The sequence below is a fragment of the Arthrobacter sp. 05N425 genome (assembly GCF_056397125.1).
In genome coordinates, this window is the sequence record NZ_JBFTMU010000016.1 from 1 (window position 1) to 23401 (window position 23401).

At 67.7% G+C, this 23401-nt stretch carries 18 protein-coding genes, 1 tRNA gene and 1 rRNA gene; 11 read left to right on the forward strand and 9 right to left on the reverse strand.

Annotated features, from left to right (window positions below; all coding sequences use genetic code 11):
• The 3 genes from rrf to AC1DGE_RS15430 all read left to right on the forward strand — a co-directional run.
• Window positions 1–88 (forward strand): 5S ribosomal RNA (rrf, locus tag AC1DGE_RS15420); the annotation flags it as partial.
• 124 nt (window positions 89–212) lie between these two features.
• Window positions 213–701, forward strand: coding sequence for an SRPBCC domain-containing protein (locus AC1DGE_RS15425; protein ID WP_476917747.1), 489 nt, complete (start codon window positions 213–215; stop codon window positions 699–701).
• A complete protein-coding gene (locus tag AC1DGE_RS15430; RefSeq protein WP_476917748.1) occupies window positions 694–1383 on the forward strand; it encodes a GNAT family N-acetyltransferase in 690 nt (229 codons plus the stop codon). Before AC1DGE_RS15425 ends, AC1DGE_RS15430 begins: the two co-directional genes overlap by 8 nt.
• Here the strand turns inward: AC1DGE_RS15430 and AC1DGE_RS15435 are convergent.
• Window positions 1380–2411, reverse strand: a complete 1032-nt coding sequence (locus tag AC1DGE_RS15435; protein ID WP_441418185.1) for a LacI family DNA-binding transcriptional regulator — start codon at window positions 2409–2411, stop codon at window positions 1380–1382. The two genes, AC1DGE_RS15430 and AC1DGE_RS15435, sit on opposite strands and share 4 nt — an antisense overlap.
• Before the next feature lie 2 nt (window positions 2412–2413).
• Window positions 2414–4159, reverse strand: a complete 1746-nt coding sequence (locus AC1DGE_RS15440; RefSeq protein WP_476917749.1) for a glycoside hydrolase family 13 protein — start codon at window positions 4157–4159, stop codon at window positions 2414–2416.
• Window positions 4160–4483: 324 nt separating this feature from the next.
• On the opposite strand from AC1DGE_RS15440, the gene AC1DGE_RS15445 reads away from it, so the two are divergent.
• The 5 genes from AC1DGE_RS15445 to AC1DGE_RS15465 all read left to right on the forward strand — a co-directional run bounded on the left by AC1DGE_RS15445 (window position 4484) and on the right by AC1DGE_RS15465 (window position 11825).
• Window positions 4484–5794 carry a sugar ABC transporter substrate-binding protein gene (locus tag AC1DGE_RS15445; protein ID WP_441418187.1) on the forward strand — a complete coding sequence of 437 codons (1311 nt, stop codon included), beginning with the start codon at window positions 4484–4486 and terminating at the stop codon, window positions 5792–5794.
• 122 nt (window positions 5795–5916) lie between these two features.
• Window positions 5917–7569 (forward strand): ABC transporter permease subunit, encoded by a 1653-nt coding sequence (locus AC1DGE_RS15450; RefSeq protein ID WP_441418188.1) that lies wholly within the window; start codon window positions 5917–5919, stop codon window positions 7567–7569.
• Window positions 7566–8528 (forward strand): sugar ABC transporter permease, encoded by a 963-nt coding sequence (locus AC1DGE_RS15455; protein ID WP_441418189.1) that lies wholly within the window; start codon window positions 7566–7568, stop codon window positions 8526–8528. The genes AC1DGE_RS15450 and AC1DGE_RS15455 overlap by 4 nt, the downstream gene beginning before the upstream one ends.
• 2 nt (window positions 8529–8530) lie before the next feature.
• Window positions 8531–10405: a glycoside hydrolase family 13 protein gene (locus AC1DGE_RS15460; RefSeq protein ID WP_476917750.1), complete on the forward strand. Its 1875-nt coding sequence runs from the start codon at window positions 8531–8533 to the stop codon at window positions 10403–10405.
• Window positions 10406–10454: 49 nt separating this feature from the next.
• Complete coding sequence (locus tag AC1DGE_RS15465) at window positions 10455–11825, forward strand: FAD-binding oxidoreductase (protein WP_476917751.1); 1371 nt, start codon at window positions 10455–10457, stop codon at window positions 11823–11825.
• A gap of 106 nt (window positions 11826–11931) precedes the next feature.
• Here the strand turns inward: AC1DGE_RS15465 and AC1DGE_RS15470 are convergent, their stop codons facing one another.
• On the reverse strand, window positions 11932–13341 hold the full coding sequence (locus tag AC1DGE_RS15470; RefSeq protein WP_441418391.1) for a DUF4032 domain-containing protein: 1410 nt from the start codon (window positions 13339–13341) through the stop codon (window positions 11932–11934).
• Between the two features lie 237 nt (window positions 13342–13578).
• The gene (locus tag AC1DGE_RS15475) at window positions 13579–14661 is read right to left on the reverse strand and encodes an ABC transporter ATP-binding protein (RefSeq protein ID WP_476909065.1); all 1083 of its coding nucleotides are present in this window, start codon (window positions 14659–14661) and stop codon (window positions 13579–13581) included.
• 258 nt (window positions 14662–14919) lie between these two features.
• On the opposite strand from AC1DGE_RS15475, the gene AC1DGE_RS15480 reads away from it, so the two are divergent.
• Window positions 14920–15330, forward strand: a complete 411-nt coding sequence (locus AC1DGE_RS15480; protein ID WP_476893180.1) for a VOC family protein — start codon at window positions 14920–14922, stop codon at window positions 15328–15330.
• Between the two features lie 25 nt (window positions 15331–15355).
• Here the strand turns inward: AC1DGE_RS15480 and AC1DGE_RS15485 are convergent, their stop codons facing one another.
• The 3 genes from AC1DGE_RS15485 to AC1DGE_RS15495 form a co-directional block, all read right to left on the reverse strand.
• Window positions 15356–15760, reverse strand: coding sequence for a hypothetical protein (locus AC1DGE_RS15485; RefSeq protein WP_476893179.1), 405 nt, complete (start codon window positions 15758–15760; stop codon window positions 15356–15358).
• 130 nt (window positions 15761–15890) lie between these two features.
• Entirely contained in the window at window positions 15891–16703 is an 813-nt protein-coding gene (gene otsB / locus AC1DGE_RS15490; RefSeq protein ID WP_476893178.1) for a trehalose-phosphatase, read from the reverse strand.
• On the reverse strand, window positions 16693–18144 hold the full coding sequence (locus AC1DGE_RS15495) for an alpha,alpha-trehalose-phosphate synthase (UDP-forming) (protein ID WP_441418392.1): 1452 nt from the start codon (window positions 18142–18144) through the stop codon (window positions 16693–16695). Before AC1DGE_RS15495 ends, otsB begins: the two co-directional genes overlap by 11 nt.
• Window positions 18145–18414: 270 nt before the next feature.
• Here AC1DGE_RS15495 and AC1DGE_RS15500 point away from each other — a divergent pair, with 270 nt between their 5' ends.
• Together AC1DGE_RS15500 and AC1DGE_RS15505 are read left to right on the forward strand one after the other, a co-directional pair.
• On the forward strand, window positions 18415–19305 hold the full coding sequence (locus AC1DGE_RS15500; protein WP_441418196.1) for a DsbA family protein: 891 nt from the start codon (window positions 18415–18417) through the stop codon (window positions 19303–19305).
• Window positions 19306–19454: 149 nt separating this feature from the next.
• Window positions 19455–19531: transfer RNA gene (locus AC1DGE_RS15505), tRNA-Thr, on the forward strand.
• Window positions 19532–19875: 344 nt separating this feature from the next.
• On the opposite strand, the gene AC1DGE_RS15510 is transcribed toward AC1DGE_RS15505, so the two are convergent.
• Together AC1DGE_RS15510 and AC1DGE_RS15515 are read right to left on the reverse strand one after the other, a co-directional pair.
• Window positions 19876–20418 (reverse strand): hypothetical protein, encoded by a 543-nt coding sequence (locus AC1DGE_RS15510; RefSeq protein ID WP_476917752.1) that lies wholly within the window; start codon window positions 20416–20418, stop codon window positions 19876–19878.
• Between the two features lie 119 nt (window positions 20419–20537).
• A complete protein-coding gene (locus AC1DGE_RS15515) occupies window positions 20538–23390 on the reverse strand; it encodes an FAD-binding and (Fe-S)-binding domain-containing protein (RefSeq protein WP_476917753.1) in 2853 nt (950 codons plus the stop codon).
• Between the last annotated feature and the right edge of the window lie 11 nt (window positions 23391–23401).

Below are 23401 nucleotides of genomic sequence, written 5' to 3' on the forward strand. Positions count from 1 at the left end.
CGGTCCCATCCCGAACCCGGAAGCTAAGACCCACAGCGCCGATGGTACTGCACCCGGGAGGGTGTGGGAGAGTAGGTCACCGCCGGACATACATTAGGTCGAGAGCCTCCAACCACCAGGTTGGAGGCTCTCCCCCTTTAACCCCAAAAACGTACAGCGCCCCTCCCGCACTCCCGGCGTGCACACCACCGACCCTTGTAAAGTTGATGCCTATGGATAACCTCTTCAGCCACGCCGCGGTAGCCCCGGAACCCGAGCCGGCCGAAGGGCTGGAGCCGGTGGTATGCACCGTCGTTGTCCCCGGGCCCGTGGCTCGGGCTTTCATGGGTTTCACCGAGCACACGCACCTCTGGTGGCCGCTCGAGGGCCACAGCGTCTACGGCCCGGGCTCCTATGTTGAGTTCGAGGAAAGCCTCATTCTTGAGACCGCAGACGACGGCAGGACCGCCATCTGGGGGTCCATCGACGACTGGCAGCCACCGTTGTCCTTCCACGCCACCTGGCATCCCGGGACGCAGGCCCTGTGGTCCACGGAGCTGCGGGTGGCCTTCCGGGCCGTTGAGGGCGGCACCGATCTCCGGTTGGTGCACAGCGGCTGGGAAGGCGCTCAGGACCCCGCCGCTACGCGAGCGGACTACCAGGCGGGCTGGCCCGGCGTGCTGCAGCGGTTCGTCCGGTTTATGGGCGGCGCCGATGACTGACGGTGAGCTGCCGGTGACCCGGCCCGTGATCCGTCGGTTCGAAGCGGGGGAGTGGAAACAGTACCGCGCCCTACGGCTGGAAATGCTGGAGGATGCGCCCACGGCTTACGTGGAGAGCCTCGACTCGGCCCGGGAGCAAACGGACCGGCAATGGCAGGAGCGCGCCGCGCTGATGGCGGCTTCGGGTTGCGTATCCCTCGTGGCCGGAGATGCCGCGGAGTCGGCTGATAGCCCGCATTCCGCCTCGCCGCTCCCTGCCGGCGGGGTGCCTGCCGAGGTCAAAGTGCCTGCCGGTGAAGACCTTGCCGCTGCCAGGCTGCGGGCACTGATGCGCGTTGTGCCGAAGGTCCCGCAGGATCCTGACCGTCCGCGCCAGGCAGTGCTGCTCAGCGTCTACGTGGGCCCGGAGTTGCGGGGCTCCGGCCTGGCCGACGAGATGCTGCGGCGGGCCATCGCCGGTGCCCGGGATGAGCTCGGCGCCGTGGTGCTGGAACTTGGCGTGCACGAGGCAAACGGCCGTGCCCAGGCGTTCTACTCCCGGCACGGGTTCAAGGACACCGGACGGCGGGAACCCTACCCGCTTGATCCGGTCCGCTCGGAGATCATCATGGAACTTCCCTTGGACGCGCCCTGCGCACTAGAAGCACCAGAAGCTACAGAAGCGCCGGCAGAGGACAGCTAGCGCAAGGGTGCGGCGTCGGCCGGCGGGACGGCCGTGCTGGAACGGATCACAAATTTCGTCGGATACTCGGTGTCCGCCGCCGCCGTGTCCGCGCCGCCGTCGAGCCCTGCGAGCAGACGGCGGACCGCCATCGCCCCTTGACCGCGAGGATCCTGGTCGATGGTGGTGAGGCCGAATAGTTCGCCGAGTTCGTGGCCGTCGATGCCGATGACGGACAGATCCTGGGGAACGCGCAGTCCGAAGTCGCGGGCGGCGAGGATGGTGCCGATCGCCATCTCATCCGAGGCCGCGAAGACCGCCGTGGGGCGTTCCGGGGAACTGCCGAGCAGCTGACGGGCGCTGGCGTAAGCACCCTGGATGGTGAAGTCGGCGGAGACCAGCCATTCCGGACGGATCGTCAGCCCGGCGTCGCGCATGGCCTTGGTAAAGCCGCCCTGGCGCGTGCCCGGCAGCCGGAAGTCCTTCTCATACGCCGCGTCACCGGTCATATGCGCAATCCTGCTGTGGCCAAGCTGGATCAGGTGCCGGGCGGCCGCCTCGGCGATGCCCGAGTCGTTGATCCGGATCGTCGAGGCGCCCGGCAGGGGCCCGCCAATCCCCACGATGGGGCGGTGGATGGCGAGCAGCTGCTGGATCTCGGCCTCGCTGAGCTCCAGGGAGACCGCAATGACCGCGTCCACGCGCTTGCGCAGCAGGAAGTCGTTGAGCACGCTGTGCCGGCGCTCCTCGCCCTCGCTGACGTTGTACAGCGTGAGGTCGTAGCCGGCGTCGAGCAGGGTCGCGGATACGCCCTCCACCACCGAGGAGAAGAACCAGCGGTGCACGGACGGAACCACGACGCCGACGTTGTGGTTCCGCCCGGACGCCAGGCTGGAGGCGTGGTAGGACAGGACAAAGCCGAGCTCGGTTGCGGCGGCCTGGGCGCGCTCACGGCTCTGGGCCGAGACATTGCCCTTGCCGCTCAAGGCGCGCGAAACGGTGGCGATGGAGAGGCCGGCCCGTTCCGCGACGTCCTTGATGCCGGGCATTTTTAGCTCTCCGTGTCCTCGATGTAGATTTCCAGCCAAACAGTTTCACCTGAGCTTAACCGATGGGCGTCTTCACCCTGTTCCCCCGACACGGAGCTGCGCAGCAGCACCTGTCCGGCGGGCAGTTCGAGCGGCTCCTGCCCGACGTTCAGCAGCACCGCGGTGGTGCCGTTGAGGTAGGCCAGCGAGGTGTCCGTGCACCAGTTTTCAATCCAGTTGAGGGAGCCCTGGCCGAGGCTGAGCTCGCGCCGGAGCGCCAGCATCCGCCGGTACAGGGACAGGTGCGACGCCGGCGACGCGGCCTGCGCGTCCCGGGCCAACTCTGCGAAGCTCGCCGGCTGCGGCAGCCACGGATCCGCTCCGGCGCCGAAGCCCGCGTGGGGCTCGCCGGAACGCCATGGCAGCGGCACCCGGCAGCCGTCCCGGCCCAGACGCTCGCCGCCGGTCCGACCGAAGGTGGGGTCCTGGCGCTGGCTGTCCGGAATGTCGATGCCGTCGGGGAGGCCGAGTTCCTCGCCCTGGTAGAGGTACGCGCCGCCGGGCAGGCCCAGCATGAACATGGAGGCCGCCGCGGCCCGGGAGCGTCCGAGTTCCTCGTCCGGCTGCACGTCGCCGGGGCCGATGCCGTCCCCGTCGCGGGGCGCTGGTCCGTTGTAGCCGAAGCGGGTGGCGTGCCGGACGACGTCGTGGTTGGACAGCACCCAGGTGCTCGGCGCACCGACGGCGTCCAGGGCGGTCAGTGACTCCGTGATGACGTGGCGCATCCGGTGCACGTCCAGGCCGGCGTGCAGGTAAGGGAAGTTGAAGGCCTGGTGCATTTCGTCCGGGCGGACCCAGTCGGCGAGCCGGGGGAGCGGGTCCACGTTGGCTTCCGCGCAGAGGATGCGGTCGGGGCCGTATTCGGCCAGGATCCGGCGCCAGGTCCGGTAGATGTCATGCAGCGCCGGCTGGCCGAACATCGGGGCTTCGTGCCCGGGGAAGCCGTGCGAGCTGTTGCCGTCGGCGCGGCCGCCCCATTCGGGCAGGCCCGGCGCCTTGACGAGGGCGTGGGCGACGTCGACCCGGAAGCCGGAGACGCCGCGGTCCAGCCAGAAGCGCAGGACGCGTTCGAATTCGGCGTGGACGGCGTCGTTGTCCCAATTGAAGTCGGGCTGGGAGGTGTCGAAAAGGTGCAGGTACCACTGGCCGGGGGTGCCGTCCGGTTCGATGATCCGGGTCCACGCCGGTCCGCCGAAGTGCGACTGCCAGTTGTTCGGGGGCTGCTCGCCGGAATCACCGCGGCCGTCCCGGAAGATGAACATGTCCCGCTCCGGGCTGCCTGCGGGGGCTGCCAGCGCCGCCTGGAAGGCGGAGTGCTGGTCCGAGCAGTGGTTGGGCACGAGATCCACGATCAGCCGCAGCCCGAGGCGCGTGGCCTCGGCCATCATGGCGTCGAAATCCGCCAGGGTGCCGAACAGGGGATCGACGTCGCAATAGTCGCTGACGTCGTAGCCGGCGTCGCGCTGCGGGGAGCGGTAGAACGGCGAGAGCCAGACCGCGTCGATCTCCAGCTCGGCGAGCTGCGGGAGTTCGGCGGTGATGCCGGCCAGATCGCCGACGCCGTCGCCGTTCAGGTCCCGGAACGAGCGCGGGTACACCTGGTAGATCACGGCGGAGCGCCACCAGCCGGGGGTGTCATCTGCAGCGTGCACCAGGGTCAGCGGGCCGGCCAGTGCGGCGGGGGCTGTGAGTACTGAATCAACGGACATGCCGGTAATCGTAAGTCCCCGACGTCGAAATTGAAAACGCTTCCAGTCAATAAATCTTTTGAGTCTGCTCGGGGAGTCTGGGGTGGATCCGCGGCATGGGCCCGCATGTTCCGCGCCACTAGGCCTTCTGGAGGTGTCTGGCAGTCTCCCAGCGTGGTCGCCGCCCCGCGACACGCCGCGCTAGAATGACTTTCCAAAGCGTCCATCACCGTGTAGCTTGGAAGCGCTTGCAGCTGTGAGCCACATCACCGACGATGCCACCGGGCCCAGGAGACTTCCGAAGAGCCCTACGCGTGGATGCAGGATTTTATGAAAGGGACACCAATGAAGGTGCAGAACACCCTCACAACCGGAACCAGCCGCCGGGTATTCACGGCCGGTGCGATCTCCGTTGTTGCAGCGCTGGCGCTCAGCGCCTGCGGCGGCGCAGCAGCCTCCGGTCCGGCCACGGCCACGGCCTCCGCCTCCGCGAAGCCGGACCTCAAGTCCGGCGGCGCCGGCACGATCACCATGTGGGTCGACGCCGAGCGTTCACCCGCTCTGAAGGACATCACCGCGAAGTTCAAGGCTGACACCGGAATCGACGTGAAGCTCGTCGTCAAGGACTTCGCAGCTGTGCGCGACGACTTCATCACCCAGGTCCCGACGGGCAAGGGCCCGGACCTCATCGTCGGCCCGCACGACTGGGTAGGCAAGTTCGTCCAGAACGGCGTGATCGCACCCGTCGAGCTTGGCGACAAGAAGGACGCCTTCCAGGAGTCCTCGATCAAGGCCATGTCCTTCAACGGCTCGGTCTACGGTGTTCCCTACGCGATCGAAAACATCGCACTGCTGCGCAACACGGCCATCGTGCCCGACGCGGCCAAGACCATGGACGAGGTCATTGCCAACGGCAAGAAGGCAGTCGCAGACGGCAAGGCCAAGTTCCCGTTCCTCGTCGGCATGGACCCGAAGCAGGGCGACCCGTACCACCTGTACCCGCTGCAGGCCTCCATGGGCTCGCAGGTCTTCGGCAAGGCTGCCGACGGCGGCTACGACCCGAAGCAGCTCCTGATCGGAGACGCTGCCGGCGTCGAGTTCGCCAAGAAGCTCACCGCCTGGGGCGACAAGGGCGAAAAGATCATCAACTCCAACATCACCGGTGACATCGCCAAGGAGAAGTTCCTCGCCGGCGAGTCCCCGTACTACCTGACCGGCCCGTGGAACCTCCCGGACGTACAGAAGAAGGGCATCAAGTTCGCCGTTGACGAGCTGCCGACCGCCGGCGACCAGCCGGCCCAGCCGTTCATCGGCGTCAACGGCTTCTTCATCAGCGCCAAGAGCGCCAACGCCCTGGCCACCAATGAGTTCGTCACCAACTACCTGACCTCCGAGGCAGCCCAGGACTCCATGTACAAGGCCGGCGGCCGCCCGCCGGCGCTGAAGGCCTCCTTCGACAAGGCAGCCAGCGACCCGGTTGTTGCCGCCTTCGGCAAGATCGGCGCCACCGGCGTCCCCATGCCGGCTATCCCGGAAATGAGTGCTGTCTGGGCTGACTGGGGAGCCACCGAGCTCGCCCTGATCAAGGGCCAGGGCGACCCGGCTGCTGACTGGGCCAAGATGGCAGCCAGCATCAAGAGCAAAATCAAGGGTTAGTCCCCGCGCCGGTTCCTGACGCTTCCACGCGCCGGGAACCGGCAGCACCGGGCCGGGCGGCCACCAGGCTGCCCGGCCCGTTCCTGCATCACCCCAGCTTCTCCCAAGGACTGTAGACAGCCATGTCAGAAACCGAACTCCGCGAGGACACCGAGCCCGCAGCGTCGTCCGCCCCGGACCCCGCCACCACAACCTCCGGCCGGCAGGCCAGAACCCTCCGCCAACGCCGGACCGGCCCCGAGGGGGTGAAGGGCACCATCGCCAAGATCGTGCTGCTGGGCCTTGTCGATGCCCTCGCTGTCTACGTCCTGATCATGCTCTTCCTGAGCCAGTCCTGGCTGGCCCTGGGAGTCTCCGCCGCCGTCGTAGTGGTGATCAACTGGATCTACCTGCGCAAGGGCGGCCTGCCCGCCAAGTACCTGGCCCCGGGCGTGCTCTTCCTGCTGGTTTTCCAGGTCTTCGTGGTCATGTTCAGCGGCTACATCGCCTTCACCAACTACGGCGACGGCCACAACAGCACCAAGGATGACGCGATCGCCGCCATCCAGCTCACCGCACAGAAGCGGGTACCCGACTCCCCGGCCTACAAGACAGCCGTGCTGGCCAAGGACAACTCCTTCTACCTGCTCTTCACGGACCCGCAGGGCAAGGTCTCGCTCGGCAGCACCGAGACGCCGCTCAAGGAGGTCTCCGGGGCCGTCAAGGACTCCACCGGCAAGGCCAAGACGCTGGACGGCTACCAAACCCTGAACTTCCAGGAAATCGTGGCCAACCAGCAAAGCATCCTGGACATCACCGTGCCGGTCTCCGCGAACCCGGCCGACGGCACGCTGCGCACCGCGGACGGCAGCAACGCCTACCAGTTCAAGCCGGCGCTGAAGTACGACGCGGCCGCTGACACCTTCACCGACACCACCACGGGTGCGGTCTACCGCGACAACGGCAAGGGCGCCTTCGCCGCGGACAACGGTGAGACACTGTCCACCGGCTGGAAGATCGACGTCGGGATGGAGAACTTCGCCCGCGCCTTCACCGACCCGAGCCTGCGCGGACCCCTGCTGGGCGTCATCCTTTGGACCTTCACCTTCGCCGTGGCCTCCGTCGCGCTGACCTTCGCCATGGGCCTGTTCCTGGCCATCACCTTCAACCGCGAAGACCTCAAGGGCAAGAAGGTGTACCGGATCCTGATGATCCTGCCGTACGCTTTCCCCGCGTTCCTCACCGGCCTGGTCTGGTCCGGCATCCTCAACCCGGAGTTCGGCTGGCTCAACCAGACCCTGCTTGGCGGGGCCTCGATCGGCTGGCTTACGGATCCGGTCCTGGCCAAGATCAGCGTCCTGGTGGTCAACCTCTGGCTCGGCTTCCCCTACATGTTCCTGGTCTGCACCGGCGCCCTGCAGTCGCTGCCCAACGAACTGGACGAGGCCGCCCGGATGGACGGCGCCGGCCCGTGGCGCGTGTTCCGCTCCATCAAGCTGCCGCTGCTGCTGGTCTCGATCGCCCCGCTGCTGATCTCCTCCTTCGCCTTCAATTTCAACAACTTCAACGTGATCTTCATGCTCACGGGCGGCGGACCCCGGTTCGCCGACACCGACCGGGACATCGGAGCCACCGACATCCTGATCACCCTCGTCTACAAGGTTGCCTTCGGGCAGGGCACCGGCCGTGACTACGGCCTGGCCAGCGCCCTCGCCATCATCATCTTCATCATCGTGGCCACCGTTTCGGCCATCAGTTTCAAGCAGACCAAGGCACTCGAGGACGTGAACTCATGAACGGGTCAGCACCGCGCACCGCGGCTCCGGCGCACCAGGCCGAGCAGGGCATCACCACCGGCACCACCGACGTCGAATACCTCAAGTCGCTGCAGCGCCGGCGCCCCTTCGGCGTCTGGTTCAAGGACAAGGGCTGGCGCCACCTGGTGGGCGTCATCGTGACGATCTTCGCCGTCTTCCCGCTGCTCTACGTGCTCTCGGCGGCACTGAACTCCACCGGCACCCTGGTGGGTTCCAACGCGCTGTTCAGCAAGATCGACTTCGGGAACTTCACCGCCCTGTTCGACATGCCCTCGCGGCCCTTTGCGCAGTGGTTCCTGAACACCATGGTGGTGGGCGGCGTGACCTCCGCGGCCACGGTGTTCCTCGGGGCGATGGCCGCGTATGCCTTCTCCCGGATGCGCTTCACGGGCCGCCGGGTGGGCCTGCTGAGCCTGCTCCTGCTGCAGATGTTCCCGCAGCTGCTGGCCGTCGTCGCCATCTTCCTGTTGCTCAGCGGCATCTCCGAGGTCATCCCCGCCCTGGGCCTGGGCAGCCAGCTGGGCCTGATCATGGTCTACCTGGGCGGCGCCCTGGGCGTGAACACCTACCTGATGTACGGCTTCTTCAACACCGTGCCGCAGTCCCTGGACGAGGCCGCCAAGATTGACGGTGCGAGCCACAGCCAGATCTTCTTCGGCATTATCATGCGCCTGGTCACGCCGATCCTGGCCGTCGTGGGGCTGCTGTCCTTCATCGGCATCTCCGGCGAATTCGTGATCGCGTCCGTGGTGCTCACGGACCCGGACAGCCAGACCCTCGCCGTCGGGCTCTACTCCTTCGTGGCGCAGCAGCGCTCCGAGAACTGGGGTGTCTTTGCCGCCGGCGCGGTCATCAGCGCCATCCCGGTGATGGCCCTGTTCCTGTTCCTGCAGCGCTACATCGTCAGCGGGCTCACGCAGGGCTCGGTGAAGGGCTAGGCATGTCCGGCGCTGGCATGGCCGGGCTGCTGCCGCACCACGACGGGTCCGGCCTGCACGCACCGCAAACGGTGGAGGCCGGAGCCGCGGCCCGGCTCCGGATCCGCATCCCGGACGCGTGGGGCCGGGCCAGCCGGGTCTGGCTCCGCTCCGTGCACGACGGCGAACCCCGGTACACGGGCTGCGTGAACATCGGCGAGGCCGACGGCTGGGTGTGGTGGGAAGCTGACATGGCGGTCACCAACCCGGTGGCCCGCTACCGGTTCCTGATCGAGGCCGACGCGCGGTACTGGACCCTCAACGCGCAGGGCCTGTTCAGCAGGGACGTCTCCGACTACGCGGACTTCCGGCTGACTACGTTCCCGGCCGGCCCGCCGTGGCTGCGCCAAGGCACCATGTACCAGGTCTTCCCGGACCGTTTCGCGCGCTCGGCCCGGGCAGCGGCGCACCCGGTCCCGGACTGGGCCGTGCCCAGCGACTGGGACGGCACCGAAGTGCAAGGCTCGTCCGCCGAGACACCCTTCCAGTTCTACGGCGGCGACCTGCACGGTGTCACGGAACACCTGGACCACATCCAGGGGCTCGGGGCGGACATCATTTACCTGACGCCGTTCTTTCCCGCGCGGTCCAACCACCGCTATGACGCCTCGACCTTTTCCATGGTGGACCCGCTGCTGGGCGGCGACGCGGCCCTGGTCGAACTCGTGGAAGCGGCCCACGCCCGCGGCCTGAAAGTGTTGGGGGACCTCACCGCCAACCACTCCGGCGACGCGCACGAATGGTTCCAGCGCGCCCTGGCGGCACCGGACTCCGAGGAAGCCGGCTACTACTACTTCAACGAGGACCACAGCTCCTACGAGGCTTGGTACGGCGTGCCGTCGCTGCCCAAGCTGAACTGGTCCTCGGCCGGCCTGCGGGACAAGTTCGTCTTGGACGACGAATCCCCGGTGGCCCGCTGGCTCCGCCCGCCGTTCAGCCTGGACGGCTGGCGGATCGACGTCGGCAACATGACCGGACGGCTCGGGGAGACCGACCTCAATCAGGAAGTGGCCCGGCTGATCGCGGAGCGGGTCCGCGGAATCAACCCGGACGCGGCGCTGCTGGCGGAGGCGACCAACGACGCCGCTCCGGATTTCAGCGGCGAACATTGGCACGGCGCCATGACGTACTCCAATTTCACCCGCCCGCTGTGGGCCTGGCTCTCCGGCGACGCGGAGCACGTCAACTTCTTCGGCACGCCGCTTCCCGGGCCCAACCGGATCGGGGCTGAAGATTTCCTCGCCACGCACCAGGACCTGGCCGCCGCCTTCAGCTGGGACGTCCGGCAGCAGAACATGAATGCCCTGAACAGCCACGACACCGCTCGGGCCGCCACGGTCATGATCGACGGTGGCCAGCAGCTGGGCGCTGTGCTGATGTTCACCCTGCCCGGCGTGCCGGTGGTGTTTGCCGGGGACGAGTTCGGGCTCAAGGGCGACAACGGGGAGTTTTCCCGCACGCCCATGCCCTGGACCGACCCCGCGCGGATCCTGGCCGACCTACGTGGCACGTATGCCGCGCTTACCGCGCTGCGCCGGGAACAGCCCGCCCTCACCGGCGGCGGACTCCGCTGGCTGCACGCGCAGGGGGACGCGCTGGCCTTTGTGCGGGAAACCGCGGACAGCACGGTGCTGGTGGTGGTGGCCAGGACCGCCGCAGACGTCGAACTCGCCACTGGCCTGCTCTCCGCCGGGCAGCTCGCCGCGCTGGCGCAACCGCATGTCTTTGCTGCCGGCGACATCGTGGTGGAGCCGGGGTCCGCAGGCGCGCTCTTCCGCAGTGGCGGCCCAGCGGCCGCCCTCTGGGTGCTGCCGGGCGTGGCGCTGCCGGCACCCTAGACTGAAGGCCGAGACTGACGGCCGGATTCGACGGAGAACTGGAGAGCGCATGCGCGGCATTGTTGAGGAGTTGACGTCCGCCCTGGGCGGGGCGAAGGTCACCGTGGATGAGGCGGCCCTGGCGGCGTACGCCGTGGACCAGGCGCCTGTACTGGACTACCAGCTCCCGCAGGCCGTGGTCCTGGCCGAATCGGTGGCGGACGTCCAGGCCGCCGTCCGCGCCTGTGCCGCCCACCGGATTCCACTGGTGCCCCGCGGCGCGGGCACCGGGGTCTCCGGGGGCGCCCACGCCAGCGAAGGCTGCGTGGTCCTCAGCCTGGAACGGATGAACCGCATCCTGGACCTCAACCCGGACGACGAGACCGCCGTCGTCGAACCCGGCGTCATCAACGCCGCACTGAACGACGCGGCGGCGGTGCACGGCCTGATGTACGCGCCGGACCCGGCCAGCTACCGGATCTCCACCATCGGCGGGAACGTCGCCACGAACGCCGGCGGCCTGCGCTGCGCGAAGTACGGGGTGACGCGGGACTCCGTGCTGGCGCTCGACGTCGTGCTGGCGGACGGCACGCTGATCCATACCGGGCACCAGACCTTCAAAGGTGTGGCCGGCTACGACCTCACGGGCTTGTTCGTGGGCTCCGAGGGCACCCTCGGGATCGTCGTCGGGATCACGGTGCGGCTGAAGTACCTGCCGCGGGAAGTCCACACCATCGCCGCGTTCTATCCCGACTTCCGCAGCGCCGCGGCGGGCGTCCTCGCGGTGGGCAAGGCGCGCGTGCAGCCGGCCATCATGGAACTGCTCGACGGCGGCTCGCTCGCCCAGCTCGACGACGCCCACGGCTCGGACCTGGCCTCGCGGGGCGCCTCGCTGCTGCTGATCCAGACCGACGGTTTCGGCGCCGCCGCGGAGGCCGCCGCGATCCGGCCGCTGCTGGCCGCCGGCGGAGCGGTGGTGACCATGGAAGCCAGTGCCGAGGCCGAACAGCTGGTGGAGCTCCGCCGCAACAGCCGCGGCGTCGAGGTCGACGACGAATACCGGGTGGGCGAGGACGTCGCCGTGCCGCGGTCCCGGCTGGTGGACTACGTTGCGGAGCTGGAGGCGATGGCCGTGCGGCACCAGGTCAAGCTCAAGGTGGTGGCCCACGCCGGTGACGGCAACCTGCACCCCACCTTCTGGGTGGACCGGGCCGGCGATGCGGTGGACGCCGCGGCCATGGAACGGCTGGGCGCGGCCCTGGACAACTCGGTCACCGTGGCCCTCGCGATGGGCGGCACCATCACGGGGGAGCACGGCGTCGGCCAGTACAAGCTGCGCTGGCTGGGCCTGGAGCAGAAGGAACCGGTGCGCGAACTGCAGCGCCGGATCAAGGAGCTCTTCGACCCGGCCGGGATCCTTAACCCCGGCAAGGCGATTTAGCCCGGCTGTGCCGGAACCGGTTCCACCCAACTAGCTCGCAATAGTTGTCGTTGTGAACTCTCAAAGCGACAACTAATGCGAGCTAGTTGGGCCGGGAAGCGGGTGTTCAGTCGTCGGAGTCCGGGTATTCGTCGATCGCCTCGTCGTCGCCGTACCGGGACTCCTCGGTTTCGACTTCCAGGATCTTGAGCAGTTCGGTGTCCGGGTTCAGCATGATCGCGGCCTCGTCCCGGCGGTGCCGGAGCTCGGAATCGATGTAGGACTGCACAGCCTCGGCCAGCGGAATGTGCCGGTTCTCCTTCTCGGACATGTACCAGCGGTGTTCCAGGATCTCGTGCACGGCCTCCGCCGGTTCGAGCTTCCCGGAGAGGTCGCGCGGGATCGACCGGACGATCGGCTCGAAGATCTGGCTTACCCACAGGTGCGCGCTGTATTCCTCGTCCATGCCGGGGTTGTTATCCGCCCGGAAGGAGTCCATGTCGTTCAGCAGCCGCCGGGCCTGGTTTTCCTGCGCATCGAGGCCGGTCAGGCGCAGCAGCCGGCGCTGATGGTGCCCCGCGTCCACCACCTTGGGCTGAAGCTGGATCGTGGAGCCGTTCTGCGTGGTCTTGATGGCGTATTCCTCGACGTCGAAGCCCAGTTCGTTGAGCCGGCGGATGCGTGCGGCCACCCGCCAGCGCTCACCGATTTCGAAGGATTCCTTTTCCGTCAGCTCGGTCCAGAGCCGCCGGTAGCTCTCCATGATGAGCTCGCTGGTGGCGACCGGATCGACCTTTTCCTCGATCAGGCCGCCGTCGAGCAGGTCCATCAGTTCTCCGGCGATGTTGACCCGGGCGATTTCCAGGTCGTACTCGCGCTGTCCGGTGGACAGGTCCGGGTACAGCTCGCCGGTTTCGGCGTCCACGAGGTAGGCCGCGAAGGCGCCGGCGTCGCGGCGGAAGAGCGTGTTGGAGAGCGAGACGTCGCCCCAGTAAAAGCCGATCAGGTGCAGCCGGACCAGCAGCAGGGCCTGGGCGTCGATCAGGCGGGTCAGGGTGTCTTTGCGCAGCATCTGCGAGAACAGCGCGCGGTACGGCATGGAGAACTTCAGGTGCCGGGTGACCAGCACGGGATTCAGCGGCCGGCCCTCCGGGGTGGTGCGGCCGGTGATGACAGCGACCGGCTCCACGCAGGGGACATCCAGCCGGGCGAGCTTGCGGAGCATGTGGTACTCGTGCCGGGCGATGTGCTCCGAGGTTTCCTTGATGGCGATCACCGAGCCGCCCAGGTGGGCAAACCGCACGATGTGCCGGGAGATGCCGCGGGGGAGGGCGGCAAGATATTCCGCCGGCCAGTCCTCCAGGGCGATGTGCCAGGGCAGGTCCAGCAGTTCGGGCTCCGTGGCCGCGGCGGTGATGCTCAGCGAACTGGAGACGGCCTTGTCGTTGGCGCTGGCGGCCTCGTACCGGGGCAGCTTGCCGATCTGGCCGTAGTCAGTGGGTTCGTCGTGCCACTGGGCACCGTTGTCCTCGGTCATGCGGTTTTCCTCGGTCATAACGCAATTCTCCCGTACGAGGGCGGGCCTCGCCTAAAATCTGCCGGTTAACGGCCGACGGCGGCCCTCCCGGAGGAGGACCGCCGTCGGATGCTGACGTGGGCCCACGCCGGCAGGGATCCCTAACCGAAGCGAAGCGAGGTTAGGGGGCCGGTGGGTGGGCCCACGCCGGCAGGGATCCCTAACCGAAGCGAAGCGAGGTTAGGGGGCCGGTGGGGACTAGTCGCCCAGGCGCAGGCCGGTCTTGGTGTCGAACAGGTGCACGTGGCCCGACTGCGGGCGGACCCAGACGGTCTCGCCCTTCATCGGGGGACGGCGGCCGTCGACGCGGGCCACGATGTCGTGGTCCTTGCCGTCCAGCGTGGTGTGGCCGTAGACGTAGGCGTCGGCGCCGAGTTCTTCGACGACGTCGACCTCGACCTGGAGGCCCTCGCCCTGCGGCGCGGTCTCGAGGTCTTCCGGACGGGTGCCCAGCGTGACGGTGGAGCCGGAAGCGTCCTCAAGGACATCGCGCGGGACCGGGTAGACGGTGCCCCCGAACTGCACGCCGCCGTCGACAACGGGGAGTTCGAGCAGGTTCATTGCGGGGGAGCCGATGAAGCCGGCGACAAAGACGTTCTTCGGCTTGTCGTAGAGGTTGCGCGGGGTGTCCACCTGCATCAGCAGGCCGTCCTTGAGCACAGCGACGCGGTCGCCCATGGTCATGGCCTCGACCTGGTCGTGGGTGACGTAGACGGTGGTGACGCCGAGGCGGCGGGTCAGCGACGCGATCTGCGTGCGGGTCTGCACGCGGAGCTTGGCATCCAGGTTGGACAGCGGCTCGTCCATCAGGAACACCTGCGGGTTACGCACGATTGCGCGGCCCATGGCGACACGCTGGCGCTGGCCGCCGGAGAGGGCCTTCGGCTTGCGGTCCAGGTACGGCTCGAGGTCCAGGAGCTTGGCGGCTTCACGGACACGCTCGGCGCGTTCTTCCTTGCTGACGCCGGCAATCTTCAGCGCGAAGCCCATGTTGTCCGCGACCGTCATGTGCGGGTACAGGGCGTAGTTCTGGAAGACCATGGCGATGTCGCGGTCCTTCGGCGGGACGTCCGTGACGTCGCGGTCACCGATCAGGATCCGGCCGGAGTTCACGTCCTCAAGGCCTGCGAGCATGCGCAGCGAGGTGGACTTTCCGCAGCCGGAGGGTCCAACGAGGACCAGGAACTCGCCATCGGCGATTTCAATGTTGAGCTTGTCAACAGCGGGCTTCTCTGTGCCCGGGTACAGACGCGTAGCGTTATCAAAAGTAACTGTAGCCACAGTTATCAATCCCTTCACCGGCAGGTACGTGCCGGACGATCCGTAGTGAATGGTTCTTCATATTCAGTTGTGGCATCCGGAGGTGGATGCGCATGCTCCCCGGCCAAGGCCGAGGAGCATCCAATGACGCCGCACGGTAGTTGTGCGCCACATCACATACAGAGTATGTCAGATTTTTGGCTTTTGGGCTAAAAAGTTACGGATGTCACAGGTGAGGTTGCCCACTCAGGCTCTCCGGGCGGTCTGTATGCTGTGCCCATGACGGCCTTGCAGATCTATGTCAGCTTCCCCGGCACGGCGCGGGAGGCGCTTGGCTTCTACGCGGACGTTTTCGGCGGGGGCTTGTCCCTGTTTACGTATCAGGAGTTCAACCGCACCGACGGCCCGCCGGATGCCATCGCGCACGGGCAGCTTAACGGCCCTGTAGCCCTGGCGGGATCGGATGTGGCGGCGGGCCACCAGGGTGTCCGGTGCGAAGGCCTGATGCTGTCACTCTTGGGGACCGCCTCGCCGGCCGTCCTGCACGAGTGGTTCGACAAGCTCTCGGCCGGCGGCCGGGTGGTGGACCCCCTGGGCCCGAAGCCGTGGGGCGCCTCAGACGGCCAGGTCGTCGACCGCCACGGACTTCACTGGCTGATTGGTTACGAACCGGAGTCCGCATCCAGCTAATGGGCGTTGAGGCCTTGATCGTCAGCTAATGGGAGTCAGTTTGGTTCGGTTCCGACTCTTTTCGCGGGCGGGCTTTGCGCGTGGGGTCCACCGTGCCATCGGTCCCGTAGTTGCCCTCGGAATACCGTCCGACTTCCGAGTCCGCGGTGCGCGCCGGCGCAGATCCGGCCCCGCCGTAGTCCGCCCTGACGTAGCGTCCCGATTCCCGGGCCTTGTCGCCTAGCGGTTCGGGCAGTCCACCTTCGGATCCCGCCGCGCCGTAGTTGCCTTCAATGTACTGGCCTTCCTCGTCGTCCGCGTGCCGGCCGGACTGTGCGCCGGACTTGCCGAAGTCGCCTTCGACGTACCGGCCCCGGAGGTCTTTTTCCTCGGGGTTCGTCCCGGAACCGGCTGCATCCGAGGTGTTTTCCTTGCCGCTGTTCTTAGTCATGATCGTTCCTTCCCGAAACGAAATCTGCGTCTTGTGCGGCGCAATTTAAGTCTAGCGAGGGCAGGCGGTCACCAACAGGATGTGCCGGGAGCGGCGTGGTGAAGGCGTCCAGGAGCGTAGCGGCGACTGCCTAGGCGCCGACGGCCTTTCGCCGTTCCCGCAGCAGCGCTTCCAGAAACTCGGAGACATGCACAGGCGCCTCCACCCGGAACTCAGCCTGGGTGAAGTCCAATCCGACCTTGACGCCCAGGTCCCCGCGGATGAGGCTGCCCAGGGCGTCCTCGTCCGTGGTGTCATCGCCGGCGAAGACGACTGCGGTGGCCCCGGTGGCCTGGCGGAGGAATGAGATCCCCTCGCCTTTGGAGGCGTGCACGACGGCGGTTTCCAGCACACGGTTTCCGGTCTTGAGGAAGACGCCCGCGCGGTCCTGCAGGGCGGCCTTGGCGGCCGCCACGGCATCCTCGGCGACGTCGTCGGCGGCCAGGCGGGTATGCAGCACGACGCCGGCGGGCTTGTCTTCGAGCAGGGTGCCGGGCGCGACGTCCACGATCTCGGCCAGGATCCGCCGCACGTCCGCGAGCAGTTCCCGCTGCGCGTCGTCGAGCTGGAGTTCGGTGGAACCGGGGCCCATCCAGACTTCCGCGCCGTGGCTGCCGATCAGCAGGGTGTTCTCCGGCGGCGAGGCGACCGCCCGCAGGCTGTCCAGGGCCCGGCCGGAGATGAGCGCCGTCGTCGTCCGCGGCAACTCCGCGAGGGCGGCGAAGGCGGCGGCCGAGCGGGGCAGTGCCCGGGCGTCCCCCGCATGGTCCACCAGCGGGGCCATGGTGCCGTCGAAGTCCATGGCTACCAACAGCTGTTCCGTGCCGGCGACGCGGTGCACGGCCGCCAGCAGTTCGGGGGAGAGGGAGAGGCTGGTCCGGGCTGGGTTGGGCTCAGGAGTCATCGCGGACCACCTTTTCCTTGAGCGCGCTGAGGAAGTCCGCGGACCAGAGGTCGACGTCGTGGGTGAGGATCTGCTTGCGCATCGCGCGCATCCGGCGAGCGGCCTCGGCGGGCTGCATGTTGACCGCCTTCATGATGGTGTCCTTGAGGCCGTCGATGTCGTGCGGGTTCATCAGGAGCGCCTGTTTGAGCTGGTCCGCGGCGCCGGCGAATTCGCTGAGCACCAGTGCGCCGTCGTTGTTGGTCCGGGCCGTGACGTATTCCTTGGCGACCAGGTTCATGCCGTCTCGCAGGGCGGTGACGAGCATGACGTCGGCGGCCAGGTACAGGGCCACCATTTCCTCGATCGGGTAGCTGTGGTGCAGGTACCGGACGGCGGTGTTCTGCATCGTGTCGTAGGTGCCGTTGATGTGGCCGACGGTGCCTTCCACTTCTTCGCGCAGCAGTCGGTACTGTTCGACGCGTTCGCGGCTGGGGCTGGCAACCTGGATCAGGGAGGCGTCCTCCACCGTGACCTTTCCGTCCTGCAGGAGTTCCTCGTAGGCCTTGAGCCGGTGCCGGATGCCCTTGGTGTAGTCCAGTCGGTCGACGCCCAGCAGGATGGTCTTGGGGTTGCCGAGGTCGCGGCGGATCTGCTTGGCGCGCTCGATGATCTCCGGCTTCCGCGCCAGTTCACTGATCTGCTTCACGTCGATGGAGATCGGGAAGGCCTGCGCGCGGGCAATGTGCGTGGTTTCGCCGTCGGCGCCCTTGACGTGGACCTGCTGCTGTTTGACGCTGGCCCCGAGGAAGCGGCGGGCGGAGCGCATGAAGTTCCCGGCGTCGCTGCTGCGCTGGAAGCCCACCAGGTCCGCGCCCAGGAGCCCGTCGATGATTGCGCGGCGCCACGGCAGCTGCGCGAAAATCTCCGGCGGCGGGAACGGGATGTGGTTGAAGAAGCCGATCTTGAGGTCCGGGCGCGCCTCGCGGAGCATCTTGGGGACCAGCTGCAGCTGGTAGTCCTGCACCCAGACAGTGGCGCCCTTGGCGGCATGGCGGACGACGGCGTCGGCGAACCGTTTGTTGACCTTGCGGTACGAGTCCCACCAGGCGCGGTGGAACTCGGGAGGGGCGATCACGTCGTGGTAGAGCGGCCAGAGCGTGGCGTTGGAGAAGCCCTCATAGAAGAGCTCGATGTCCCGCGTGCTGAGCTGGACCGGGATGAGGTCGATGCCGCCGTGGCTGAACGGCTCGAGGTGCTCGTCGGGGGCGCCGTGCCAGCCCACCCAGGCGCCGTCGGTCTTGGTCATCATCGGCGCCAGCGCGGTCACCAGGCCGCCGGGGGAACGGCGCCAGCCGTCCTCGCAGCCGGGCTCATCCGGGGAGCAACGGTCGACCGGCATGCGGTTGGACACCACCATGAAATCGAAGGTGGCGCCTGGCTCCGACGCGTTGGCGTGCATTTCGGTGGCGGGCTCGGTGTGTTGCCCCCCGTCGGCTGTCTGTGCAGTCTCCTGCTCGGCGCGCTGCTCAACGCTCTCGGTTGCTTGCATTGGTGCCCCCTGGGGTCGCTTGTGGCTCTCATCCACCCTAGCCGGGCGGAATCTTCTGTGCTATTCGTCCGTTGGGCACACGGAAGGAAACTTGAAAGCGCAAGCTCCTCAGGTTTCTCCCCTAAAATGATGAAGTTGCCACCCAGTGGACCATCCCAGGCCGATCGACACGAGGAACCAATGAGCGCCGCAAACGAACCCCGTCAGTCCAAAGCGGAGCGCACCGCCGCGGCCCGCGAGAAAGCCCGTGAGATCCGCGAGGCGCAGCTGAAGAAGGAAAAGCGCAACAAGCTGCTCATCGGCTGGGGCATCGTGGCCGCCGTCGTCGCCATCATCGTGATTGTGGCCCTGGTGGTCACCTCGAATATCAAGAACAACGCCCCGGTAGCCGATTCCGGCCCGACGCCGGCCAACGGCAACGTCCACGGCGGCGTCACCCTGCTGGCCAACACCGCAGTGGCGAAGACCGAACCGGCCACCGTCAATGTCGCGGATCTGCCCTCGCCCGCCGCGACGCCTCCCGCCGACATCAAGGCACCCGGCGCCGAGGCCGAGGCCGGCAAACCGGTCAAGGTGGTCCTCTACATCGACTTCATCTGCCCGGTTTGCAAGAACTTCGAGGCGCAGTACAACCCCACCCTCACCAAGCTGCGCAACGAGGGCAAGATTACGGTCGAGTACCGTCCGCTGGGCTTCCTGGACAGCCGCTCCAGCACCAATTACTCCTCGCGGGCCGCCAATGCCGCGGCCTGCGTCGTGAACGAATCCCCGGAAAAGTACTCGGACTTCGTTGACGCCCTGTTCGCCAAGCAGCCGGCCGAGGGCACTGCGGGCCTCTCCGACGCGGAGCTCAAGACGATGGCGACCGACGTCGGGGCCAAGAGCATCGACAAGTGCGTGGATGACAAGACGTACCGCCCGTACGTGAAGTACACCACCCAGGAGGCGGCGGCCATCGGTGTCACGGGTACGCCGACGGTCTTCGTCGAGGGCAAGCAGTGGGGCAAGGGCGCCAGCGCGCAGACCCCGTTCGAGCAGTTCCTGCAGGCCGCGGTGGACGCCAAGAAGTAACCGCCGCACGAAACAGCAGCCCGGCCCCGGATCCGTCCGGGGCCGGGCTGTCTCGTTTCCGGCATTTTTCTCCGGCGGGGGTCCGTGGGCTACCCTTATCTAGCAGTCAGCGTCGGGCCGGATTTTCGGTCAGGCGACGACGGCGGATTGCCTCCTTAGCTCAGTTGGCCAGAGCACCGCTCTTGTAAAGCGGGGGTCGTCGGTTCGAATCCGACAGGGGGCCCCACGAACCCCTCCATTCCGGCGATTTTGCCCGGGATGGAGGGTTTTTTTGTGCGCTTGGAGCCTGCCTGTGCCGCCGTTTCGACGGTTCCCTGCGCACTCGATGCTTCTCAACGTCGAGTGCGCAGGGAACCGTCGAAACGGGTCCCTGGGGAAGGCCGAGTTGAGCTGCCAGGGCTGCTGACCGAGGAGGCAAGCCTCAGGGAGGAGGTGCCCCGGAGCCGCCGCCGCTGCTTCGCCGCCGGAGCAGCCGGACTGCCCACGCGACAAGCAACGTCACGCCCTGCACCACAACGGCTGCAGCCACCAGGAGTAGCAGGAAGACCGTGATACTCCAGCCCTCGAGTCTCATGGAGCGGTGATCCTGATCCCGGCAACCGACCCGGTCCAGGCGCCGTCCGGGTGGACGCGGGTGAGCTGGGCGCCGACGGGCCCTTCCGCCAGCTGAACTACCTGCGTCTGGGTCCGTGAGCAGTCAACCTCGAATACCGTATGCTCGGTTCCGCTGTCCGTGTCCTGGGAGAGGTAGATCTGGGCATGCGGAATGCCGACGCAGGCCATGGTGACAGTATGCTGACCGGCCGCCGGGACGGCAACAGCCTTGCTGAACCCCACTCCCGGACCGTCGGCGGGGCCCGAGTCGGCCAGGATCACAGACCCGAAAGCCTTCGCCAAGCGCCGCTCCAGTTCCGCGTAGTTTCGCGCCTCCACCGCCAGGACATCGGGATCCGTCGTCGCAGTGCTGCGCGCCGCCCCGTGGCTTTGGCTAGCCGTGCGTTGCGGATCGCCTGGATCCTCGTAAGTGCAGCCGCCCAGGCCCGCGGCCAGCAGCAGGCTGATGGTGAATGCCGCAATGGAGCGGACTGCTTTCGTTCCCCCAAAACCAGACATGCGCCGAGTCTAGGGCCCTGTTCCGCAACTTCGACGGTTCCCTGCGGATTCGACGCCTTGAAACGTCGAATTTGCACGGAACCGTCGAACCGGCCACTCACCCGCTCCTCACCCGCCCCTCACCCCTCCGGACGGGTGGCCTCTTCCAGGATTTCCAGCAGGTGCCGGTAGGAGTGGCCGGTGGCCTTGGACATGCCCAGTTCGCAGGTGCGGTTCGTTGAGGCGTAGGCGTCGAATTCGCGTTCGTTGATTTCCCGAGCCTGCTTGTCCGTGGCGGAGTCGGTCAGTTCCGGGTGCAGCAGGCCGCGGTCGCCGGCGAAGGCGCAGCAGCCCCAGTTCAGCGGCACAAACACTTCCCCGGTCACCGCCCGGGCGATGTCCATCAGCGCACCGTTGGTCCCCAGCTGGGTGGAAGAACAGGTCGGGTGCAGGGCCATGGATCCCACCGGCGCGGTGACGGTCAGCTGCCCGAGCACGTGCTGGTGCACGAACTCCACCGAGTCCACGAACCGCAGCCCGGCGTACCGTTCCCCGCCCTCGGCCGCGAGCCGCTTCATGGTCTCCAGGCCCTCGGTGCAGGAGGCGGCGTCGCACACCACCGGCAGCCGGCCCTGGCCGCTGGCCTCGTAAAGGCCGTCCAGGACCTTCGCGGACATCGCCGCGTAGCCCTGCGCGAAGCCCTTGGATTTCCACGGGGTGCCGCAGCACAGGCTGCCGATGTCGTCCGGAACGGTCAGCCCCACACCGGCGCGCTCGCAGAGCTCGAGGAACGCCTGGGCCGAGCCCTTGGCGGGGCCGCCCGCACCGCCCTCAGCGCCACCGGGCGTGTCCGCGGGGCCGAACATGGTGCCGATGCAGGCGGGGAAAAACACGGCGACGCTGTCCGGGTCGCGCCGCGGCCGGCGCCTGGAGCCGCCGCCGGGCAGCACTGCGTCGTAGGCGGGAACGGTCTCCGCGCCCAGCAACGCACGGCCGACGGCGGTCGCTGCCTTGGCCAGCGGCGCGGGCATCGCCTTCGCCACGGTCAGGGCCACGCCGCCGCCGGACGTGACCGCGCCCCAGTGGTCCGCCGCGGCGCTCCAGCCGGCTTCCGCGACGGCGTTCGCGTTTTCCTTCCGCAGCCGCCGCACCAGGTCCCCGGTATTGATCAGCACCGGGCAGGCGGTGACGCACATGCCGTCGGCCGCGCAGGTCTGCACGCCGTCGTACTCGTAGTCCTTGCGCAGCCGGGCGGCCAAGGCGTCGTCGCCGCGCAGTTCCGCGGCGGCCATCTCGCGCCGCAGCACGATGCGCTGGCGGGGCGTGAGAGTGATGTCCTTGCTCGGGCAGACCGGTTCGCAGTAGCCGCACTCGACGCAGCGGTCCACCTCTTCCTCCACCGTCGGCGCCACCTTGAGGTTCTGAACGTAGGAAAGCGGCTCCTCCGCGAGCAGCACGCCGGGGTTGAGGAGATTGGCGGGGTCGATCAGCCCTTTGATCTCCTGCATGACTTCATAGAGCTCGTCGCCGTACTGGCGGCGGACGAACGGGGCCATGATGCGCCCGGTGCCGTGCTCGGCCTTGAGCGAGCCGCCAGCGCCGAGGACCAGGTCCACCATGTCGTCGGTAAAGGCCTGGTAGCGCAGCAGCTGGGTGGGGTCGTCGAAGCGCTCGTTGAGCATGAAGTGGACGTTGCCGTCCTTCGCGTGGCCAAAGATCACCGAGTCCTCGTAGCGGTGTTCGGCGAAGAGCCGGGTCAGTTCGCCGCAGGTATCCGCCAGGGCTGGAACCGGAACCACGATGTCTTCCAGCAGCGCGTTGGTTCCGGAGGGGCGGGCGCCGGCCACCGTCGTGTAGAGGCCCTTGCGCACGTGCCAGAGTGCCGCGCGGTCTTTCGGGTCCGTGGTCAGCGCGAACGGCGAGGCCAGGTCCAGGGACGCGAAGAGCGGCTGCGAGTTGTGACGCTTGCCGGTCAGTTCCGCGGCGTCGGCGCCCTGGTGTTCCACCAGCAGCGCGGTGTGTCCCTCGACCGGGAGCGAACGGATGGCCGCGGGCGCGTCGGCAGCGAGCTGCGCGACCTTCAACGCGGCGGCGTCCATCAGTTCGATGGTCGCCAGGCCGGATGCCACCAGCTCGGGCAGGGCGGCCGTGGCTGCGGCGAGCGTGTTGAAGACCAGCAGCCCGGTGGCGACGGCGGGCTTGACCTCGACGGTGCGGAAGACCGCTTCCGCCACGAAGCCGAGGGTGCCTTCGCTGCCGATCATCAGGTGCATCAGGATGTCGACGGCGCGTTCGTAGTCCAGGAACGAGTTCACCCCGTAGCCCATCGTGTTCTTCATCGAGAACAGCGAGGTGATGGTGCGCACCGACTCCGCGTTTCCGGCCACCCGGCGGCGCAGCCGCAGCAGGCCCTCGTGGAGTTCCGGCTCCAGTTCGCGCAGGCGCGCGTCCGCGTCGGCGTCGGCGGTATCGATGACCGTGCCCGAGGGCAGCACCAGGACCATGGATTCCAGGGTGCGGTAGGTGTTGAACTCCGTGCCGCAGGCCATCCCGGAAGAATTGTTGGCGATCACGCCGCCCACGGTGCAGGCGATTTCGCTCGCCGGGTCGGGGCCGAGTTTGCGGCCGAACGCGGCCAGGCGGGCGTTGACGCTGCGGATAGTGGCGCCGGGCTGGACGCGGACGCGGGCGCCGCCGTCGAGGACCTCGATGCCGCGGAAATGCTGGCGGGTGTTGATCAGCAGGCTGTCGCTGAGCGCCTGGCCGGAGAGGCTCGTGCCGCCGGAACGGAAAGTGGCGGGCAGGTTGAGCTCGCGGCTGCGGCGCAGCAGCTGCCCGACGTCGTCGGCGTTGCGCGGGGTGGCGACGCCCTGGGGGATCAGCAGGTAGTGGGACGCGTCGTGCGCCATGGCCCGGCGGTCCAGGTCCCGTGTGCTGACCGTGTCGAGGTTCAGCTGGTCGATCAGGGGTGCGGCGGCGGCCGTGGCGGTCATGGGGTGCTCCA

Coding starts and splice junctions, on each gene's coding strand:
- AC1DGE_RS15515 (WP_476917753.1), bottom strand. CDS start 23,390: ATGACCGCCACGGCCGCCGCCGCACCCCTGATCGACCAGCTGAACCTC.
- AC1DGE_RS15470 (WP_441418391.1), bottom strand. CDS start 13,341: ATGACCGAGGACAACGGTGCCCAGTGGCACGACGAACCCACTGACTAC.
- AC1DGE_RS15500 (WP_441418196.1), top strand. CDS start 18,415: ATGAGCGCCGCAAACGAACCCCGTCAGTCCAAAGCGGAGCGCACCGCC.
- AC1DGE_RS15465 (WP_476917751.1), top strand. CDS start 10,455: ATGCGCGGCATTGTTGAGGAGTTGACGTCCGCCCTGGGCGGGGCGAAG.
- AC1DGE_RS15430 (WP_476917748.1), top strand. CDS start 694: ATGACTGACGGTGAGCTGCCGGTGACCCGGCCCGTGATCCGTCGGTTC.
- AC1DGE_RS15435 (WP_441418185.1), bottom strand. CDS start 2,411: ATGCCCGGCATCAAGGACGTCGCGGAACGGGCCGGCCTCTCCATCGCC.
- AC1DGE_RS15455 (WP_441418189.1), top strand. CDS start 7,566: ATGAACGGGTCAGCACCGCGCACCGCGGCTCCGGCGCACCAGGCCGAG.
- AC1DGE_RS15450 (WP_441418188.1), top strand. CDS start 5,917: ATGTCAGAAACCGAACTCCGCGAGGACACCGAGCCCGCAGCGTCGTCC.
- AC1DGE_RS15460 (WP_476917750.1), top strand. CDS start 8,531: ATGTCCGGCGCTGGCATGGCCGGGCTGCTGCCGCACCACGACGGGTCC.
- AC1DGE_RS15485 (WP_476893179.1), bottom strand. CDS start 15,760: ATGACTAAGAACAGCGGCAAGGAAAACACCTCGGATGCAGCCGGTTCC.
- AC1DGE_RS15510 (WP_476917752.1), bottom strand. CDS start 20,418: ATGTCTGGTTTTGGGGGAACGAAAGCAGTCCGCTCCATTGCGGCATTC.
- AC1DGE_RS15495 (WP_441418392.1), bottom strand. CDS start 18,144: ATGCACGCCAACGCGTCGGAGCCAGGCGCCACCTTCGATTTCATGGTG.
- AC1DGE_RS15445 (WP_441418187.1), top strand. CDS start 4,484: ATGAAGGTGCAGAACACCCTCACAACCGGAACCAGCCGCCGGGTATTC.
- otsB (WP_476893178.1), bottom strand. CDS start 16,703: ATGACTCCTGAGCCCAACCCAGCCCGGACCAGCCTCTCCCTCTCCCCC.
- AC1DGE_RS15425 (WP_476917747.1), top strand. CDS start 213: ATGGATAACCTCTTCAGCCACGCCGCGGTAGCCCCGGAACCCGAGCCG.
- AC1DGE_RS15440 (WP_476917749.1), bottom strand. CDS start 4,159: ATGTCCGTTGATTCAGTACTCACAGCCCCCGCCGCACTGGCCGGCCCG.
- AC1DGE_RS15480 (WP_476893180.1), top strand. CDS start 14,920: ATGACGGCCTTGCAGATCTATGTCAGCTTCCCCGGCACGGCGCGGGAG.